General features: G+C 67.9%; 19 protein-coding genes. 11 read left to right on the top strand and 8 right to left on the bottom strand.

Translation table 11 applies throughout. From position 1 onward, the window contains the following. Positions 1-68: 68 nt before the first annotated feature. Positions 69-710 (top strand): PhzF family phenazine biosynthesis protein, encoded by a 642-nt coding sequence (locus KO481_RS01180; RefSeq protein ID WP_215915050.1) that lies wholly within the window; start codon positions 69-71, stop codon positions 708-710. Positions 711-861: 151 nt separating this feature from the next. On the opposite strand, the gene KO481_RS01175 is transcribed toward KO481_RS01180, so the two are convergent. From KO481_RS01175 to KO481_RS01160, 4 genes are all read right to left on the bottom strand, one after another. Beyond that, positions 862-1,557, bottom strand: coding sequence for a class I SAM-dependent methyltransferase (locus KO481_RS01175; protein ID WP_215915049.1), 696 nt, complete (start codon positions 1,555-1,557; stop codon positions 862-864). A 300-nt stretch (positions 1,558-1,857) separates the two neighbouring features. After that, positions 1,858-3,063: a cytochrome P450 gene (locus tag KO481_RS01170; protein WP_215915048.1), complete on the bottom strand. Its 1,206-nt coding sequence runs from the start codon at positions 3,061-3,063 to the stop codon at positions 1,858-1,860. Positions 3,064-3,094: 31 nt separating this feature from the next. Then, positions 3,095-4,444, bottom strand: coding sequence for an NAD(P)/FAD-dependent oxidoreductase (locus KO481_RS01165; RefSeq protein ID WP_215915047.1), 1,350 nt, complete (start codon positions 4,442-4,444; stop codon positions 3,095-3,097). Then, complete coding sequence (locus KO481_RS01160) at positions 4,434-4,658, bottom strand: ferredoxin (RefSeq protein WP_215915046.1); 225 nt, start codon at positions 4,656-4,658, stop codon at positions 4,434-4,436. The genes KO481_RS01165 and KO481_RS01160 overlap by 11 nt, the downstream gene beginning before the upstream one ends. Positions 4,659-4,792: 134 nt before the next feature. Here KO481_RS01160 and KO481_RS01155 point away from each other — a divergent pair, with 134 nt between their 5' ends. Continuing rightward, positions 4,793-5,260: a winged helix-turn-helix transcriptional regulator gene (locus KO481_RS01155; protein ID WP_215915045.1), complete on the top strand. Its 468-nt coding sequence runs from the start codon at positions 4,793-4,795 to the stop codon at positions 5,258-5,260. Positions 5,261-5,422: 162 nt separating this feature from the next. Here KO481_RS01155 and KO481_RS42650 read toward each other — a convergent pair whose 3' ends face one another. Further along, complete coding sequence (locus tag KO481_RS42650) at positions 5,423-6,052, bottom strand: DoxX family protein (protein WP_215915044.1); 630 nt, start codon at positions 6,050-6,052, stop codon at positions 5,423-5,425. A gap of 97 nt (positions 6,053-6,149) precedes the next feature. On the opposite strand from KO481_RS42650, the gene KO481_RS01145 reads away from it, so the two are divergent. Further along, positions 6,150-7,010, top strand: a complete 861-nt coding sequence (locus KO481_RS01145) for a hypothetical protein (protein ID WP_215915043.1) — start codon at positions 6,150-6,152, stop codon at positions 7,008-7,010. A gap of 309 nt (positions 7,011-7,319) precedes the next feature. Here KO481_RS01145 and KO481_RS01140 read toward each other — a convergent pair whose 3' ends face one another. Both KO481_RS01140 and KO481_RS01135 read right to left on the bottom strand, forming a co-directional pair. Further along, positions 7,320-7,649 carry an immunity protein CdiI family protein gene (locus KO481_RS01140; protein ID WP_215915042.1) on the bottom strand — a complete coding sequence of 110 codons (330 nt, stop codon included), beginning with the start codon at positions 7,647-7,649 and terminating at the stop codon, positions 7,320-7,322. Between the two features lie 119 nt (positions 7,650-7,768). After that, positions 7,769-8,347 carry a CGNR zinc finger domain-containing protein gene (locus tag KO481_RS01135; RefSeq protein WP_215915041.1) on the bottom strand — a complete coding sequence of 193 codons (579 nt, stop codon included), beginning with the start codon at positions 8,345-8,347 and terminating at the stop codon, positions 7,769-7,771. Between the two features lie 76 nt (positions 8,348-8,423). On the opposite strand from KO481_RS01135, the gene KO481_RS01130 reads away from it, so the two are divergent. Both KO481_RS01130 and KO481_RS01125 read left to right on the top strand, forming a co-directional pair. Further along, positions 8,424-8,849 (top strand): carboxymuconolactone decarboxylase family protein, encoded by a 426-nt coding sequence (locus tag KO481_RS01130; protein WP_215915040.1) that lies wholly within the window; start codon positions 8,424-8,426, stop codon positions 8,847-8,849. After that, complete coding sequence (locus KO481_RS01125; RefSeq protein WP_215915039.1) at positions 8,846-9,748, top strand: phosphotriesterase family protein; 903 nt, start codon at positions 8,846-8,848, stop codon at positions 9,746-9,748. The genes KO481_RS01130 and KO481_RS01125 overlap by 4 nt, the downstream gene beginning before the upstream one ends. Before the next feature lie 55 nt (positions 9,749-9,803). Here KO481_RS01125 and KO481_RS01120 read toward each other — a convergent pair whose 3' ends face one another. Beyond that, a complete protein-coding gene (locus KO481_RS01120; protein WP_215915038.1) occupies positions 9,804-11,489 on the bottom strand; it encodes an MFS transporter in 1,686 nt (561 codons plus the stop codon). A gap of 328 nt (positions 11,490-11,817) precedes the next feature. On the opposite strand from KO481_RS01120, the gene KO481_RS01115 reads away from it, so the two are divergent. From KO481_RS01115 to KO481_RS01090, 6 genes are all read left to right on the top strand, one after another. Beyond that, positions 11,818-12,387 carry a TetR/AcrR family transcriptional regulator gene (locus KO481_RS01115; RefSeq protein WP_308166205.1) on the top strand — a complete coding sequence of 190 codons (570 nt, stop codon included), beginning with the start codon at positions 11,818-11,820 and terminating at the stop codon, positions 12,385-12,387. 145 nt (positions 12,388-12,532) lie between these two features. Next, positions 12,533-12,961: an ester cyclase gene (locus tag KO481_RS01110; RefSeq protein ID WP_215915036.1), complete on the top strand. Its 429-nt coding sequence runs from the start codon at positions 12,533-12,535 to the stop codon at positions 12,959-12,961. Between the two features lie 58 nt (positions 12,962-13,019). After that, the gene (locus KO481_RS01105) at positions 13,020-13,946 is read left to right on the top strand and encodes a hypothetical protein (RefSeq protein WP_308166204.1); all 927 of its coding nucleotides are present in this window, start codon (positions 13,020-13,022) and stop codon (positions 13,944-13,946) included. After that, positions 13,943-15,067 carry a DUF4129 domain-containing protein gene (locus tag KO481_RS01100; protein WP_308166203.1) on the top strand — a complete coding sequence of 375 codons (1,125 nt, stop codon included), beginning with the start codon at positions 13,943-13,945 and terminating at the stop codon, positions 15,065-15,067. Before KO481_RS01105 ends, KO481_RS01100 begins: the two co-directional genes overlap by 4 nt. A 10-nt stretch (positions 15,068-15,077) precedes the next feature. Beyond that, positions 15,078-16,061, top strand: coding sequence for an AAA family ATPase (locus KO481_RS01095; RefSeq protein ID WP_215915035.1), 984 nt, complete (start codon positions 15,078-15,080; stop codon positions 16,059-16,061). 4 nt (positions 16,062-16,065) lie between these two features. Then, positions 16,066-17,424 carry a DUF58 domain-containing protein gene (locus tag KO481_RS01090; RefSeq protein WP_215915034.1) on the top strand — a complete coding sequence of 453 codons (1,359 nt, stop codon included), beginning with the start codon at positions 16,066-16,068 and terminating at the stop codon, positions 17,422-17,424. Positions 17,425-17,675 lie beyond the last annotated feature (251 nt).

The following is a 17,675-nucleotide window of genomic DNA, read 5'->3' as shown; positions in this document are numbered from 1 at the left end:
ACGGTGTAGACCGCCGAACCGCACGGCAGCCCGATGCACCAGGGGACCGGCAGGGTTAACTGTTCGGGGTGGTCGATTATGAGGTGGTTCGGGTCTTCTGCGGGCCCGACGGGCGGTTCGGGAATCAGCTCGGCGTGGTACGCGACGGCGCGACCGTCGCGGACGATGAGCGGCTGGAGTTCGCGCGGCGGCTGGGGTTCAGCGAGACGGTGTTCGTCGACGATGTGGACGCTGGCGAGATCGATATCTGGACGCCCTCGGTGCGCATGACCTTCGCCGGGCATCCGTGCGTGGGCACCGCGTGGCTGCTCGGAGTGGACGAGCTCGGCACCCGCGCGGGCCGGGTCACCGCTCGCCGGGACGGCGAATTCAGCTGGATCACAGCGCAATCCGAGTGGGCGCCACCGCGCACGCTGCGCCGATTCGGGTCCGCCGCCGAGGTGGATGCGCTCGAGGTGCCGCCGCCAGGAGAGTGGATCTACGCCTGGGCCTGGGAAGACGAGGTCGCGGGCACGGTGCGGGCCCGGGCATTTCCCGGGCGCGGTGACGGCATCGACGAGGACGAGGCGACGGGAGCGGCGGCGATAATTCTCACCGCGGACCTCGGCCGCCCACTCACCATCACGCAGGGGCGGGGCTCGCAAATCGTGGCGAAGCCGCTGTCAGGCGGGCGGATCGAGATCGGCGGGCGGGTCCGCCGGTCCCGATGACCCAGTGACCTGCTCGCTGCCGACCTACTGTGCATTCCCCCGGGGCGCGCGGCTCACAAATTCTGGCGAGGCGACATCTGTGGTGTGTTGAGACGGCGGACGAAACCTGGTGGCGGGATCGAATTCGGCGGGCGGTGTCGCGATGACGAAATTACCCCGCGGCCTGCTCACCGTTCGCCTGTGCTGCAGGGCTCGACGCCGAAAACTGCGGGCGCACAGGTGATTCCGTCCCATGCGAGTAGTGCCCCATGACCCAACTGCGGCGCCCCGGCGGCTCGATCTCCGTGACCGCAACACCGTCCTTGATCAGTTCCTCCTGCACGACGTATCCCCCGGCCACCGCCTGCTGCCACGCCAGCGTCGGTCCCACTCCCCACTCGTGCCACGGGGTGATGTCGTCCATGACCAGCACCGTGTCCGGTCCCGCGAAGGCTCGCATGTTGGCCAGGTCGCGGATCGCGAGATCGTAGGTGTGGCCGCCGTCGATGAAGATCAGATCGAATGTCAAGTGCGGGTTGAGTTTCCGGAAGGTCGGCACGGTATCCATCGAGTTGCCGACGATCAGCGTGTGCCTGCCGGGGAAGGTCTGATCGATGTGCTGCTTCGCCTCGCTCACGTACACGTGCTCCGCGATGTCGAACGAGCACACCATCACATCGGGATTCGCCGTCAGGAACGCGTGGCTCGAAAATCCGGCATTGAAGCCGATCTCACCGATGAGCTTCACGTTCGGCGCGGCAGCGAGCGCGGCCAGATACTCCAGCTCCGCCGGATCCGAGGCCCCCGAGATGGGCAGGCCCGCATGCGCGGCCTGCCGGACCAGCCCCACCAGAAAATCCAACGACACGGGACAACTCCAGCACACCGACGAGTATCGAACCAACCCGGTACACGGTATCGAGGATAATCGCTTGCATTCGAACAGGATTCGTGAAACACCAGCTGGGGGCGGCTCGGCCCGCGGCGAACGGGCCGCCCCCAGTTGCCCTCGATCCGAGCTGCCGATCGTCAGGACGGGGTTCGCTCGACCTCGAGCCACAGGTCCGCATGCCCGCACAGCGACGCGGTGGGCGGGTACGACGGCAGAGCCCCGGTTCCAGGGACCGAGGGCCCTACCGTCCCGGTGCCTCGACCGAGATCCAGGTTGTCAGGGCAGAATGCGATCGACGTCGAGCCACAGGTGACGAGGACCCCGCAGCGATGCGGTGGGCCGGTACGGCGGCGGGTCGGCGACCAGGCGCGGATTGTCCAGCCGACGCACCAGTTCCGGAAGCACGATCTGCGCCTCCATCCGGGCCAGCGGCGCGCCTATGCAGTAATGGATCCCGCCGCCGAAACCGAAGTGCTCGTTGGGAATTCGGTCGGGTATGAACCGCTCCGGATCGGTGAAGCGGCGCGGATCGCGACTGCCCGCCGCGAACAGCAGCACCACGGTCGCGCCGCGGGGAATGGTCCGGCCGCCGATCTCGATGTCCGCCAGGGCCGCCCGGTGCCGGAACTGCACCGACGGCTCGTAGCGCACCAGCTCCTCGATCATCGGCACCACCAGCTCGGGCTCGCCCCGGAAGCGCGCCAGGATGTCCGGATGGCGCAGCAGGGTGAGCATTCCGTTGGTGATGAGGTTGACCGTCGTCTCATGTCCGGCGATCAGCAGCAGCCGGGTGGTGGTGACCAGCTCCTCGCCGATCAATGGAGCACTGCGATCGCCGCCCGCGAGCAAGCCCGAGATCAGGTCGGCCCCCGGATCATCGGCGCGCTGGGCGACCAAACCCTCCAGATACCCGCCCATTTCGACCGCCGCCTGCGCGATGGCCGCGAGTTCGGCCTGGGACATGCTCGGGTCGAGGTCCAGGCCGCGGGCCAGCGTGTCGGCCCAGACGTGGAACCGCGCCTCGTCCTGCTCGGGAATGCCCAATAGCGCGCAGATCACGCTGACCGGCAGGGGATAGGCGATCTCGTCGACCAGATCCAGGCGGGTCCGGGACCCGACGGCATCGAGCAGGCGGTCGATCAGATGGTGTACCTCCGCGCGCAACGATTCGACGCGCGCCGGGGTGAAGGTGGTCATGACGGCGCGGCGCAGCCGATCGTGGCTGGGTGGATCCTGGAAGATCAGCGACTTGCGGACCTGCCTGGGCGACGCCTGCGCGGCATTGTCCATATCCGAGCTGATGCGCGGATCGTGTAGCAGCGCATTGATTTCGTCGAAACCGCTGACTACCCAGGTGCCGTCGGCCTGCTGGGACACCGGTTCCTCGCGCAGCTCGGCATAGAGCGGATAGGGATTGGCACGGCTCTCCGGATCCAGGACCCGGGCGAACAGATCGTTTCGTGATGTCGTCGGTGCGGACATGTGTCACCTTCTCGAATTACCGCAAGGAAACTTAGTGGAGGGCAAGGGAATTGCCGCCCTCATCTGCTGATCGCAGCTGAAGGACGCGGACGGGATCGGGTCCGTCAGCGGCGTTGAGCACGGGCGGGAAGCTCGCCCGCTCGGCGATCATCGCGGCATAGGCATCCAGCGCCCGGGGCGTATCGACCGCCAGCGCCCCGACGACCCGGCCACCGCGGCCGTACGCGGCGACGAAGGCCCCGTCCTCGACGGACCCCTGCACCACCGCGACCTGATCGGCCCGGCTCGGCACGCCGACCACCTTGATATTCACCCCGAATTGGTTGGACCAGAACGTCGGTAGCGCGGTGTGCGCGCGGACGGGACCGTGCAGCATCGTCGCGGCCGCGATGCGGGCCTGCCGGATCGCGTTGTCCCAGTGCTCCACCGCCAGCGGGCCCTCGTCGAACAGCGGGTGCGGCCAGCAGGCGACGTCACCGGCGACCAGGACGTCGTCGTCCGGGACACCGTTCGTATCGATCGCGCGGCAGAACGAATCGCAGTGTGCGCCAAGGTCGCTGACTGCGAGACCGGAGCCGTCCAGCCATTCGACGTTGCGGATCGCGCCCAGTGCGACGACCGCGATGTCGACGTCCAGCGCGGTGCCGTCGGAGAGCAGAGCGCGGCACAGCCGTCCGGCGTCGTCACCCTCCAGCGCCAGCACAGACGTGCCGGTGCGCAGGTCCACGCCGTGTGCGCGCTGCAGCCGCGCGGCCGCGATCCCGGCCGGAACACCCAGCGCACCGGTCAACGGGGCCGGGGATCGCTCGACGACGGTGACCTCCAGACCCAGCTCCCGGCAGACCGATGCCGTTTCCGAGCCGATGAAGCCCGAGCCGATCACGAGCACCCGCCGGGGTCGCGCGGCGAGCCGGGCCGCGAGCGCTCGGGCGTCGTCGCTGGTGCGGATGCCGAACACCCCATCAAGGGCTGCCTCGGCAGGATCCGGCCAGGACCTGGCCCGGGCGCCGGTGGCGATCAGGAGTTTGTCGTATGTGATCGAGGAGCTGTCGGCCAGATGCACCGTCCGCGATTGCCGATCCAGCCCCTGCGCCGCGACGCCGAGTCGCCACTGCGCGTCGAGATCTCGCGATCGCGGCAGGCCGGTGTCGTCGGCGGACAGCCGTCCGGTCAGCACTCGCTTCGACAGCGCGGGCCGATCGTAGGGCGGGTGCGGCTCCGCGCCGACGAGTGTGATCCGGCCGCCGAATCCGTACTCCCGCAACGCTTCCGCCGCGTGCAGTCCGGCCAGTGACGCACCGGCGATCACCACGTGTTCGGTACCCGCGGAGCGATTGCCGAAAAGTCGTTGCGCACCTGAGGATTTCACGTCAGTTGTCATGTCCGGCCCCGTCGACAGGACCCGCCGCGGGCCCGAGCACGATCGCCTGCACCGGACATGCGGCGCGGGCCCGCTCCAGATGCAGCCGCCACTCCTGCGAGGGCGCACTGTCGTACTCCAGGACCTCCTGGCCGGTCAGCTCGAAGACCTCCGGCGCGGCGAACACGCACTGCCCGTAACTCTGGCATCGCGCCAGATCGACCATCACTCTCATCGCCGCTCCTCCTTTCCCGAATCGGAATGGGGCGCTTCGCGATCCGCCGCGACGCCCTACAACTACTATCAATTAAGAAGTACAGCCTGTCTAGGAGTACTTCTATGAGAATAGTGTGAGGTATCGTTGTGAATATGCAGGACGATCCCGAACCGCACCCGGCCCAGGAGGTGTTCACACTCCTCGGCGAGCGATGGAACAACGCGATCCTGCGCGAGGTCTACTGGGGTGTACACCGCTTCGGCGCACTGCAGCGCAAGCTGGGGATCGGCCCCAACACCCTGACCAGCCGCCTGTCCACGCTGGTCGAACTCGGCCTGCTCGAGCGCCACCGCTACCGCCCGGACAAGGAGTGGTACGACTACCGGCTCAGCGAAAGCGCCCAGGAACTCGTCCCCGCGTGGATCGTCATGGCCCGGTGGGGCCACGCCCACCTGCACACCGGCCTGCCGAACCGCCGCGTCCGGCACACCACCTGCGGCGAACTGGCGAATCCGCAACTGATCTGTAGTCATTGCGGAGAGATCGTCACCGGCCGTGATCTCGAGCCCATCGAACTGTCACCCGAGGAGGCGGCCGCCGGCGCGGGCGCGACGAACTGAGCGCCAGTGGGGTGTCCCGGTCCGGCACCGATCGGCGGCACGCCGTCGGCGTCCGCATCGCCCCCGTCGTTCCTGCCCTTTGTCACTCTTGGGGGTGGCGCTGCCCGCCGGGGGTCACATCTCACGAGTTGGCGAGCGCAGTCCAAGAGCTCGCCCACCCAGCTACGACCACTGCCCGGGCCGAATCACGTCGATCCAATGAGTCGGCCAGGTGGCGAGAGCGATGATCACCATGATGACGAGATGCACCGGCGCCGCAAGGCTTTCCTTGGGCCCGTGGTGATTGATGATGTGGGTGACCACAGCGCCAGTCAGCACAAGTATCAGCACCGCGGCACCGAGGAATCGCGGCTCGTGGTACGGGATCACCAGCAGCAACGCGCAAACGCCCTCGATGCCGCCGACGACAAACCGGAACCAGGCGGGCCAACCCCACTCGACGAACTTGACCGAGTACGGCGGCCCGAAAAACGTAGGCCCGGGCCAAAACTTGGTCACCGCCCCCATCATGAACTCGAGGGCGAGGAACCAAAGTAAGCCGGTCGCGACCCATCCGGGCCAGGTGTGCGCGATAGTCATATCGTCATGACCAGCCACACGGCCGAAGTGTGACGGCGTGCGACCGCCTGCACGTGATGGGTCAGTGCAGTCGTGTATCGGGAATGTCTGCGCGACAACCATATTCGCCGGACCGCTGCGTGTGCGGAGGGTCAGCGGACGCAGCGTCGCCAGATCGAAATCGGCGCGGATGCGTTCGGGGTCGTGGTTCACCTGAACCAGATCGGGCACCACGATGGCCGCCGCACACATTCCGCGGCAATGCCGAGCCCGTAGCCGACCGGGTCGGCGATCCCCTCGTGCGGGCGCACGGAGCCTCGGCACCTCCGCCGTGGCCGCGGAAGCCGCCATCGACACCGATGTCATCGCCACCGCCGAAGCCATCCAAACCGCCTACCGCACAAGCCAGATGGCTAAAGTCATCGGCCTGACCGGCCTGGCCGCCGGCGCGGTCGGCGTCATCGACGCCTTCCACGCGCTCCCCACCGTCGACCTCGACAAAGCCATCAAAAATCTCGCGGCCATCATCGCCATGAAGGCGTTCATCGACGATGGCAACTCAAAACCTGCCCCCTCGACGGGCAACGGAAGCACCAGCGGTCCAAGTAACGCTGCGGAGGTCGAAGAAATACTGAACGCTCGCACGAGCCCCGGCAAGACTGATCCACATCGCGAGATGGGTACCGACGACGAGATACGTGAGTTGTACAAGGATCTGACAAAAGATGGCAAACCGATGGATGTCGGAACCTATCCAGGGGAAGGCAGTCAGCTTCCTGATGGCACTCAAATCAGAATTAGAGATGGAAGTAAGTCGGGTGGTGTTACAATTGACATCAAATATCCCGGAATGGTGGCGCAAATCACTCCGGAAAGCTACTCCCGAGCTCATGTTCTCGATGTGATCCGAGAGCTTGCCGATAGAGGATACATCCGATTCGGCGCCTTCCCTGGAGGCGGGCGGCCGTGGGAGCCCTGGGATGTTTCGAATGATGAATCGCTGCAGCGAATTGCCCGTGGTTACAACAGTGTCGATGGATATCTAGACATACCTAGTAACCAAATCGGCTCCAATGAGGTATTCCGGGCTGATCTCTTAGAACGAGGCGAGCAGCGGCTGACCGAACTTGGTAATCCATACGAAAAGTATGGCGACCCCTGGACCGATACACCCCGTCGAATCCACAACTGAAAGTCTTATCGTCGATGGATCACGTCTACGTCGTGCAGCATTGTCGCGAACTCGATGACGGATCCGAGGGTGCAGTCGGTCGTGTTCGGCAGAAGCCGGGCTTCTCGATGCATCCCAGGGGATTCAGTATCGATCGTTACGAAATAGACCACGATTACTGGAGTGACGGATTCGCTTAACACTGAAGGCAGGTCGTGAGGTCGATGACCTGCCTGGCCGGGATGACCCGGCCCGAGGTCGACTGCGCGACTGCCGCCACCTCCTTAATCACCCGTCCGCACGGCGAGACCGGTCATATGTCGGACCTGTTCAGTTCAAATCCTCGGACTCGAAATGAACGTTCCATTCGCGATACAGTTCTTCAGTGAGGCGAGTTACGAGGTGATGACCGTCTTCCCAGAATTGGCGTTCGATGTCCGGTGAGCTGAAATGTGGGTTTGCGGGGTCGTTGGCGAGATCGTAGGTTGCGTCCCAACGGTCGGCCCACTCGTGCAGCGCAGCGACAAGGTCGTCCGATACATTCAACGACTCTGGAGAAATGTTCTCGTACCCCCCGTCCCGGTAAACCCAGGTGGGGTAGCATTGAATCTCTGGCTGAAGTTTTAAACGCCGCATCCCACTCCTCAGGATATTCATCATCTCTATGACGGAACAATGAACAGGGTCGGCGCGACAACCGCGCTCTAAACTGCGAAGAGCCGGACATGCGGGCTACCCGGAAGGGGGATTGCTGTTTGCCTCGTGGCTCGCGTTCGGCGTTAGCGGTCTCGGCCGGAGACCTGATCAGCCGCCCGCCGCGCACGCATCGCCCGGACTCGACCCCGGCTCGCGCATGCGGGTGACGGGCACCAGCGGCGGCGGCCGGCGTTGTCGATGAATACGCCTCGGCAGTCGTGTTCGGGGCAGACCTTCAGCGCGGCGCGTTCGATACCGGTCAGGCAATCGACGGCTTGGCGGGCGATGCGGGTGAGCGCGTCGGACGCGGTGGGTGGGGGTTCGCGCCGGAGCCGGTCGGCGGCGACCAAGTGGACCGGGTCGTCGTGTGCGGCGAGGAATGCGCTCAGGTCGGTGATTGCGTCGGGCGGGGGTGTCGTGCCGTCGATGGTGGCCAGCACCAGGACGCGCAGCGTCTCCCGTAGTCGGATCGCCTGGGCCAGTTCGTCTGTCGAGGGCGGGCGAGCAGGCAACAGCTCACTGCGGTCTAGCCACTCGGCGAACCGTGCGGGCGAGTCGAGCCGCTCCACCGGGTCGGGGCTGAAGCTGCGGCCCCTGGTGGCGAGCAGATTCAGCCAGGTGGACCCGCAATCGAACCGGAACGCGTGCTTGTCTTCCGTCATCGGAAAATTGTAACGCTTTACTCGTTACATCTGCTACGGTCGTAACGCTTGACCCGTTACGAGAGGTTTCCTGATCATGACGAACACCCACGACCTGTCTCAGCAGCTGACCCCGGCCCGGTTCGACCGCGAGGAGGGGTACCGAATGCTGGACCTGCTGCAGGACCAGGCCACCCAGCACGCCGCATTGCCCGGCTTGGAGCAGTCGGTGCCCGGATTCGCCGACTGGATTGTCACCGCACTGTTCGGCGGCACCTATCTCCGCGGACAGCTATCGCTGCGAGATCGTCAGCTGGTCAATCTGGCCGCCCTGACCGCACTCGGCGGGGTGGACCCGCAATTGAACGGACACGTGAAAACCTCTCTGCGGGTAGGACTTTCCCGCGAGGAGATCCTCGAGGTCTTCGCGCATCTGGCGCCCTACATCGGAGTGCCCAAGACGCTGGCCGGTCTGCGAGTGGCCACCGCAGCGCTCGCCGAGACCGAGGAGCAGGCCCGATGACCGCCATGATCCGCACCGTGCTCGGCGATATCGAGCCCGAGAGCCTTGGTGTCTGCAACGCACACGATCACCTGTTCATTCGTTCCCCCCAGCTACCCGGCGAGGAACTCGACGACGCCGATGCCGCACTGGCCGAATTGAATTCGTTCGCGGCGCTGGGCGGGCAGGCGGTGGTGCAGTGGACACCGTGGGGCATGGGACAGCGCCTGGAGGACCTACCCGAGCTGTCCCGGCGATCCGGTGTGCAACTGGTGGCCGCCACCGGGATGCATCAGGCCAAGCACTACGATCCCGCCGAATTGGCCTCCGTCCGTGACGATCTCGCCGAGCTGTTTGTACGCCAGCTCACTTCGGGCCCGGTGCGCGCTGGACTCATCAAGGTGGCGGGCGCCTTCCACCACATCGACGAACACGCCCGGCACGTGCTGGCCGCCGCCGCGACCGCCCACCACGCCACCGGAGCGCCGATCGGCGTCCACCTCGAGGCCGGCACCGCCGCGCTGGCGGTGCTGGACGAACTCGCCGGAACCCACAATGTGGCACCGCGTCACATCATCCTCGGCCATCTGCACCGGTTCCCGGACAGCGCAATTCACCGGCAGGTCGCCGCCGCGGGCGCATTCGTCGGGTTCGAAGGACCTTCGCGAGCCCACCACGCCGTCGACTGGCGCCTGCTCGACAACATCGCGGCCCTGGTCGACAGCGGGCACGCCGACCGGATCCTGCTCGGCGGGGACACCGTCACCCCCTCGGCGCGTTCGACCGCCGACGGCCCGGGGATGCCCTTCCTGCTCCATACCTGTCGGCCCCGCATCGAACGCGAACTCGGTCCCGAGATCGCCACCGCTGTTTTCGTCACCAACCCCGCCCGCGCCTTCAGCACGGACTGGAAGGGGTGACAACCACATCCGAGATCCTGCCGCGGCGAGGACACGAAGCGTCGTGCGGCTGTGATCAGTGGACGCCCTTCACCTGCGACTTGACATCGCTCCGGCCATCCGCCGACTGATCCGGACGATCCATTGCGCGCCAGGCGATCACAGCCGATACCGCGAGAATCAGCCCGACGATGATCGCCGCCACGTGAACACCCGAGACGAACGCCTCGTGCGCCGAGTTCAGCAGCGCGACCGCCGGGTGTTCCGGCAGGGCCGACGCGGTTTCCGCTGCGCCGCCGAGGGATTCGCTGGCCGCCGCAGCCTGGGCGTCCGACAGACCGGACAGGTCCAGACCGTTCCGGAACACCGCCATCACCACGCTGCCCAGCACCGCGACGCCGAGTGCGAGGCCCGCCTCGTAGGCGGTCTCGGAGACCGCGGCCGCCGCACCGGCGCGCGCCGCCGGTGCCGAACCGACCACCAGATCCGACGAGATCGTCAGCGCCACACCGACACCCGTGCCGATGAGCAGGAAGCCCGCGACGAACGGCGCGATGCCCGGCCCCGAACCCAGCCACAGGAATGCGGCCGCGCCGAGCGCCGCTACCGCCAGTGCGCCCGCGAGCACCCGGCCCGGCCGCCACCAGCGCACCAGCCAGGCCGAGAACAGGGCCGCGACCATGCTCGCCAGCATCCCCGGCAACAGCAGCAGCCCGGCGTCCAGCGGCGAACGGCCCTGTACCAGTTGCAGATACTGCGAACCGAAGAACAGCACACCCGCCAGCGCGAACACCGCCAGCAGGTTGGTCAGCACCGCGGTGCGGAACCGCGGCCGCGCGAACAGCCGCAGGTCCAGCATCGGATCGGGCAGGCGACGCTGCCTGCGCACGAACAGCACGCCCGCGGCGACACCGACCGCCGCGATCATCAGTAGCAGCCCGCTCACGCCGTGTGCGGCAATCTCCTTGACCGCGTATACGATCGGCACCAGCGTCAGCATCGACAGCCCCGCGCTGACCAGGTCGAAGCGACCCGGCTTCGGATCCTTGGACTCGGGTAGCAGCAGTGGGCCGAGGGCGATCAGCACCAGCATCACCGGCAGGTTGACCAAAAAGACCGAACCCCACCAGAAATGCTGCAGCAGCCAGCCGCCCAGCAGCGGGCCCAGCGCCGCACCGCCGCTGGCCGCCGCACTCCACACCGCGATCGCGGTGGTGCGCTCGCGCGGATCGGTGAAGATGGCACGGATCAGGCCGAGCGTGGCGGGCATCAGGGTCGCACCGGCGATGCCCTGCAGGACACGCGCGGCGATCAGCATCGCCGGGCTCACCGACCACGCCGCCAGCACCGAGGCCAGCCCGAATCCGGCCGCGCCGATGAGTAGCAGCCTCCGCCGGCCGATCCGGTCGCCGAGCGCTCCCATCGTCACCAGCAGACCCGCCAGCACGAACGAGTAGACGTCGATGATCCACAACAGCTGCGGCGTGCTGGGTGCGAGATGCGCGCTGATCGCGGGGACCGCGATGTCCAGCACTGTCGCATCGACGGAGATGAGCAGCAGCGCGAGTACCAGGACGCCCAGCCCCGCCCAGCGTTTGCCCGCTCGATCGACCGGGCTTTCCGGCCCGCCGATACCTCGGGTTCGGGCAGCTTCGCGTCTCCCGTCTTCACCCGCACCGACTCGGCGAGCACCGACGACGGCCCGCACGCGCTGCTTTCCGGCACCGCCGACACCGCGAACATCCTCGCCGTTACAAGCCATTTCGCCCGCGCCGTCCGCTCGATCGACCAGCCTTCTCGGCCCGCCGACTCCACGTGTTCCGGCCGCTTCGCGTCTCCCGTCTTCACCTGCACCGACTCGGCGAGCATCGTCGTCGGCCCGTCCCGCGTGCGTTCCGGCACCCCCGAGGCCGCGGACTCTGTCGGCGTACCGGTCCGTTCTCCGGGCTTTCTCCACGGTACGACGCGCGGAACCGTCGCCGACGGACCTCTCCGTGGTCGCGTGATGGGTAGTCATGATCCCTTCCATTGATAAACCGTCCAGACGGTACAGTACCAGAGGCAACCGTCCAGACGGTACAGTGATTACCGTGACAGCGACCCGCGACCGGATCCTCGACGCCCTCGAAACCCTGCTGCTGGAGAAAGGCGTCTCCCAGGTCACCCTCGAAAACGTCGCCGCGGCGGCCGGGGTCTCCAAGGGCGGGCTGCTCTACCACTTCAAGAGCAAGGACGCGCTGCTCGCCGGGCTGGTCCGCCGCCTCGGCGAGCGCGCCGACCAGCAGCTGACGCAGGCCGTCGCGCAGGGTCGATCGGTGGCCGAGTGGTATCTGCAGAGCCCCAGCACCGACAGCGATTCCGATGCCCTCGAGCTGGCCCTGTACCGCTCGATGATGGCGGCCATGCGGACCGTCGATGCCCACGACCAGCGCGACAATGAGGCACAACGCGCGCTGACCGCGGTAATGGACGCCTGGAAATCAGGACTGGACACCGAATTCGACGACCCGGTGCACGCCGAGATCGTCCGCCTGGTCGGTGACGGCGTCTACCTGCGCGCCCTGCTCGGTCTCCCTCCGATCCCCCCGGACCACTACCGCGCGGTCATCGACCGCCTGCTCACCCCGGACCAGGATCACACCGCGCCCGCCGCGAACTGAACCAGCCAACTCGGAATGGCCCGAGCACCGGGCTGTTCCGCTCGCACACTTCCCAAAGGTGGGAAGCAGCGCACAGGTCCGCTCGGTAGCGTCGGCGCGTTCGACGGTGTCCAGTGTTTCGGAGTTGGTGGTTCCCATGCGGGATGTGGCTGTGCGGAGTCTGGAGATCATGGGGGCGGGTGAGCGCGCCGATTTCGATGCCGTTTATCACCCGCGGGCGCGAAATCGGGAGGCTCGACGGGAGCCGCTCGCGTGCCGGGAACCGGGACCGGCCGGGTTCTATGCGACCGCGCTGTGGCTGCGGGGCGCGTTCTCCGGCATCCAGCATCGGGTGAACACGGTCGTCGCCGAGGGGGATCTGGTGTGCCTGGACACCGTGATGAGCGGGCGTCAGGTCGGGCCGTTCGTCGTGTTCACGCCCGAGGGTGAGGTGGCCCGGGAGTTTCCCTCGTACGGCCGGACATTCGAAGTGGTACAGACACACTGGATACGCATCGAGAACGGCCTCGTCGTCGAGCACTGGGCCGCGCGCGACGACCTGTCTCGCGCCCAGCAGCTCGGCTGGATCGCCTGATTCGCACCGTATTGCCTGAAAGGCGGACAACCGACAGTTGGCGGATAGACTCTGCCACGTGCTTCCCGCTGCCGCCGATCGGGCCGGTCTGTCGTCCGGGCCCGCCGCGATGGCGCCTGTCCCCGGCTCCGATGCCCAGGACTTCGGGCTCGATGCCGGCGAGTCGGTACCGATCCGGCCGCTGTCGTTTCGCGAGCTGCTGGATCTGCCGTTCGCGGTGATCCAGGCGGACATCAAGAAGCTGGCGGCCCTCGGCCTGGCCGGGCTGGTGCTGGCCGAGGACATCGTCGTCGCGATCACCGTCGCCGGTTCCGCCGCGACGCAGGGCTCGGATGCCGGAACCGCCTGGTCCGCAATACTTTCCACGGCCGTCACCGGCTGGCTGCTGCGACTGTTCCTGCGCGGGGTGACCGTGCCGATCGGCCTGGCCGGTGTCCGCGGACGACCGATGACCTGGCGCGGGGCGCTGCGGCAGCTCGGCCGCCGACTCGGTCCGCTGCTGGGCGATCGGCTGTTCTACACGCTGCAGGGTATCGCCGTACCGGCGATGGGTCTGCTCGTCGTGTTCGCCGGAATCCTCGGGGCGATACCGCTGCTGGGGTGGCTGCGGGCGCGGCGACTGTGCCTGGTTCCGGCGCTGTTCGAGGAGCAGGCGACGTATCGTGGTGCCGTGGGGAGGGCGAAAATCCTTGCCGCCGGAGCGGAATGGCGGCTGGCCGGGCTGTGGCTCGCGCAGCGCGTACTTTTTCTGGTGATGGCGGTGCCGCTGCTTGGTGTGCCCCTGTTCATCTCGGACTTCTCCGGCACCCATCGCTGGGCGGTCATTGTCCTGGCCACCTCCGGCGTACTGCTCATCGCGGCATTCACCGAGGTCGTCGACGCGGCCACGAGTGTGGTCGGCTATGTCGACCGGCGCTGCCGCCGCGAGGCCATGGACGTGCGGATTCCCGATCCCGCCAAGCGAATTCCGGGGACGATACGGTGAACCGCGGCGACAGTCCAGAATTCGCCGCACCCGAACCTCCACCCCGGCCGATGGATGCGGGCGAGCGCGATGCCCCATTCCACGACCTGCCGGCATCGGGGGGACAGTACTTCGGCCCCGGCACGCCGTCGGTCCCCCCGGTTCCCGCGCTGGGCCCGGCGGGCACCCACCGCGCCACCGCGGATCAGGCTGCCCTGCACCGCGATTTCACCACCGCGCTGCGCGAACGCTTCCGCGCGGTGACCCGCGGACTGGAACAGAACGGCCTGCTAGAGGTCCAGCGCTCCCGCACCGCGCGGGAGACCGCCGACGCCGCGGCCACCACCGCACAGGCCACCGAACTGCCGAGCGCGGCACGGAGTTTCGACGAGGTCGTATACGGCGGGCGATCCGCCACCGAGGCCGAGTATCGCCTGCTCGAACAGGCCGACCGCTACTCGCTCGCGCCGCCGCCTCCCGACGAACCCGTCGAGACGATCGAACGCGAACGCCGGACCGTGCGGTGGCGGCCCCCGCCCCTGCCCGAGCTGCTGCGCAGCCCCAAGTTCTGGGCCGCGGTGTTCGGCGTGCTGCTCGTGGCGTTGATCATCTACGTGCTGCTGCATCTGTCCGGGGCGCCCAAGGCTCCGCCCATGCCCTCGGAACCGATCGTCCCGCCCGACGAGCCGAAGCCCCCGCCGCCGAATATCAATGACGCGGGCAGCGATTCGATCTTCGGGCGACTGCCGCACTGGCTGGCCTACGGCGGATTGCAGTGGCTGATCTGTGCCGTGCTGGTGGTCTGGTGGCGAGCGCGCCGGCGTGGTGCGCTGGTCGGTGAGCCGCGTCCGGTGCAGGTCGCGGCGAACGAGCTGCTCGCCGGGCAGGCCGCGCTGTACCGCCGCGCCAAGGATCGGGACCATACGGCCGCGAAGCTGCGGGCGGCGATGTTGCGCCGGATCCGGCCCGCACTGGGCTTGACCGCCGATGCCCCGCCGGAACGGGTGGTCGGGACGCTCGCCGCGCGCCTCGGGGGCCCCGCGGATCGGTACGGCGCGGCGCTGTACGGCCCGGTGCCCGACGACGCCACCCTGGAATTGATTGCCGCACAACTGGACCTGATCGAATCGGAGATCGTATGACGGAGATCGCATGACACGGGCGGATATCGACCACACCCCCACCGCACAGGACGCCCATCGCGCACTGGGCGCGCTGCGGGCCGAGATCGGCAAGGCCGTCGTCGGCAACGACCAGGCCGTCATGTTCCTGGTGCTGGCGCTGCTGTGCCGCGGCCATGTGCTGCTGGAAGGCGTTCCGGGCGTGGCAAAGACGCTGCTCGTGCGGGCGCTGGCCACGGCGCTGGAACTCGAGCATTCGCGCGTCCAGTTCACCCCCGACCTGATGCCCGGCGATGTGACCGGCTCGCAGATCTACGATCCACATTCCGCGGAGTTCACCTTCCGCCGCGGACCGGTCTTCACCAACCTGCTGCTGGCCGACGAGATCAACCGTACGCCGCCGAAAACCCAGTCGGCACTGCTGGAGTCGATGGAGGAGCGGCAGGTCTCGGTCGACGGCAAGCCGCGGCCGCTGCCGGATCCGTTCGTCGTGATCGCGACCCAGAACCCGATCGAGCAGGAGGGCACCTATCCCCTTCCGGAGGCGCAGCTGGACCGGTTCCTGTTCAAGGTCGACATCCGCCTGCCCGAGCGCGAGGACGAATTCCGCATCCTGCAGCGCCATGCCGCCGGCTTCGATCCGCGCGACCTGGACGCCGCGGGACTGCATCCGGTGGCGGGACCGTCGCATATCGCGGTGGCCCGGGCCGCGGTCTCCGAGGTGACGGCCAGCCCCGAGGTGCTGGCCTACATCGTCGACTTGTGCCGGGCCACGCGCAGTTCGCCCGCCGTGCAGCACGGCGCGTCGACCCGCGGCGCCACCGCGCTGCTGGCCGCCGCACGGGCGTTCGCGTGGCTCAACGGCCGCGGCTTCGTCACTCCCGACGACGTGAAAATCGTTGCGGTGGCTGTGCTTCGGCATCGCTTGCAGCTGCGGCCGGAGGCGGAACTGGACGGGGTGACCGCCGAGGGCGTGATGTCCTCGCTGCTGATGTCCGTCCCGGTTCCGGTGTAGCGCAATGGTTGTCAGCGGCCGGTTGGCCGCGGTCGCGGCGGTGGCGGCGCTCGTGGTGATGGTCGCGGCGCCCTCGTGGCTGGGCGTGCTCATCGTGAGTATGCTGCTGCTCGCGCTGATCGTGGCCGACAGCGCGGCGGCGGGAAGGGCGGCGAGCCTGGAACTTTCGCGCCCGTCGCTGTCCACGGTGCGCGTCGGGCGTGAGACCGCCGTGGAACTGACCGTCATCAATCGCGGCGCGCGGCCGATCCGCGGGTACCTCTGGGACGACTGGCCCGACAGCGCCCGCGCCGACCGCCGTATTCATCGCCTCCGCCTGGGACCGAACACCAAGATCCGGATCACCACCACCCTGACCCCGACCTATCGCGGCGACCGGGTGGCCGGTCCGGTCACGCTGCGCCTGCTGGGCCCGCTGGGCCTGGCCGGCTGGCAGTCCCGGCGGGCGGTGGATGCCCGGGTGCGCGCGCTGCCCGCGTTCCGCAGCGAGCGGGTGCTGTCCTCGAAGGTCAAGCAGCTCCAGCAGCTCGAGGGCCGCAACGTGGTGAACATCCGCGGACAGGGCGCCGAATTCGATTCCTTCCGTGAGTATGTCGCCGGTGACGACGTGCGCGCCATCGACTGGCGAGCCACCGCCCGCGCGACCGACGTGCTGGTTCGCACCTGGCGTCCCGAACGCAATCGGCACGTGCTGATGCTGTTGGACACCGGGCGGTACAGCGCCGGATTGGTCGGCGCGAGTTCGGGATTCGTGACCGGCGGCGCAACGACGCCCGACAGGCGTCCGGTCGACCCCGCCGAGGGCACTCGGCTGGAGGCGAGCATCGAGGCGGCGCTGCTGCTGGGCGGGCTCGCCACCGCGGCCGGGGACATGGTCGCCCTGCTCGCCTACGACCGGCAGGTGCGGGCCGAGGTGCGCACCGCGGGCGGAAAGGGACTGCAGTCCAGGCTGATGCACGCGCTGGCCGGTGTCGTCCCGGCGCTCGTGGATACCGACACCGCGGGCCTGGTGCGGGCAGCGATCCAGCGCGCGCGCCGCCGCAGCCTGGTGGTGTGGTTCACCGGCCTGGACGGCGCCATGGTCGAGGAGAACCTGCTCCCGGTGCTGCCCGTGCTGGCGCAGCGCCATCGCGTCCTGCTGGTCTCGGTCACCGATCCGGACATCGCCGCGGCCGCCACCCGCCGCGGCACCCCCGCTGACATCTACACCGCGGCGGCCGCGGAAAATCTGCTCGCCGAACGCGCCCTCGTCCGGGAATCACTGCGCCGCAAGGGGATCGACGTCGTGGCGACCTCCCCCGACCGCCTCCCCGAGGCCCTCGCCGACGAATACCTGGAACTCAAGCGCTCCGGCGCCATGTGATCCCGGCACTCCGGTCCCGAGTCGCATCGCGCCACAACATCTCTCACCACGAGGGCGCATTGCCCCGCCACTAGGAGTCCACTGTCGCGATGGGCCGTGCGCCCAAGTCCGTGCCACGAATCGGCGATCGCCAGCCGGGGAACCGACAGAGCCTTGATGAGGTGCAATCCGCCTTCGCCTCCGGCGATCGTGAACTTCGGGGGCACCACACGTACACCGTTGCGATCGCGAGCGGCAGCGCCCGCGAATTA

The sequence above is a fragment of the Nocardia albiluteola genome (genome assembly GCF_018860155.1).
Lineage (GTDB): Bacteria > Actinomycetota > Actinomycetes > Mycobacteriales > Mycobacteriaceae > Nocardia > Nocardia albiluteola.
This window is presented reverse-complemented; position numbering and strand designations above follow the sequence as displayed.

Bases quoted from the DNA above. Each gene is read 5' to 3' on its own strand.
- KO481_RS01170 (WP_215915048.1), bottom strand. From the start codon at position 3,063: ATGTCCGCACCGACGACATCACGAAACGATCTGTTCGCCCGGGTCCTG.
- KO481_RS01165 (WP_215915047.1), bottom strand. From the start codon at position 4,444: ATGACAACTGACGTGAAATCCTCAGGTGCGCAACGACTTTTCGGCAAT.
- KO481_RS01160 (WP_215915046.1), bottom strand. From the start codon at position 4,658: ATGAGAGTGATGGTCGATCTGGCGCGATGCCAGAGTTACGGGCAGTGC.
- KO481_RS01155 (WP_215915045.1), top strand. From the start codon at position 4,793: ATGCAGGACGATCCCGAACCGCACCCGGCCCAGGAGGTGTTCACACTC.
- KO481_RS01140 (WP_215915042.1), bottom strand. From the start codon at position 7,649: ATGATGAATATCCTGAGGAGTGGGATGCGGCGTTTAAAACTTCAGCCA.
- KO481_RS01135 (WP_215915041.1), bottom strand. From the start codon at position 8,347: ATGACGGAAGACAAGCACGCGTTCCGGTTCGATTGCGGGTCCACCTGG.
- KO481_RS01130 (WP_215915040.1), top strand. From the start codon at position 8,424: ATGACGAACACCCACGACCTGTCTCAGCAGCTGACCCCGGCCCGGTTC.
- KO481_RS01125 (WP_215915039.1), top strand. From the start codon at position 8,846: ATGACCGCCATGATCCGCACCGTGCTCGGCGATATCGAGCCCGAGAGC.
- KO481_RS01120 (WP_215915038.1), bottom strand. From the start codon at position 11,489: ATGGCTTGTAACGGCGAGGATGTTCGCGGTGTCGGCGGTGCCGGAAAG.
- KO481_RS01095 (WP_215915035.1), top strand. From the start codon at position 15,078: ATGACACGGGCGGATATCGACCACACCCCCACCGCACAGGACGCCCAT.
- KO481_RS01090 (WP_215915034.1), top strand. From the start codon at position 16,066: ATGGTTGTCAGCGGCCGGTTGGCCGCGGTCGCGGCGGTGGCGGCGCTC.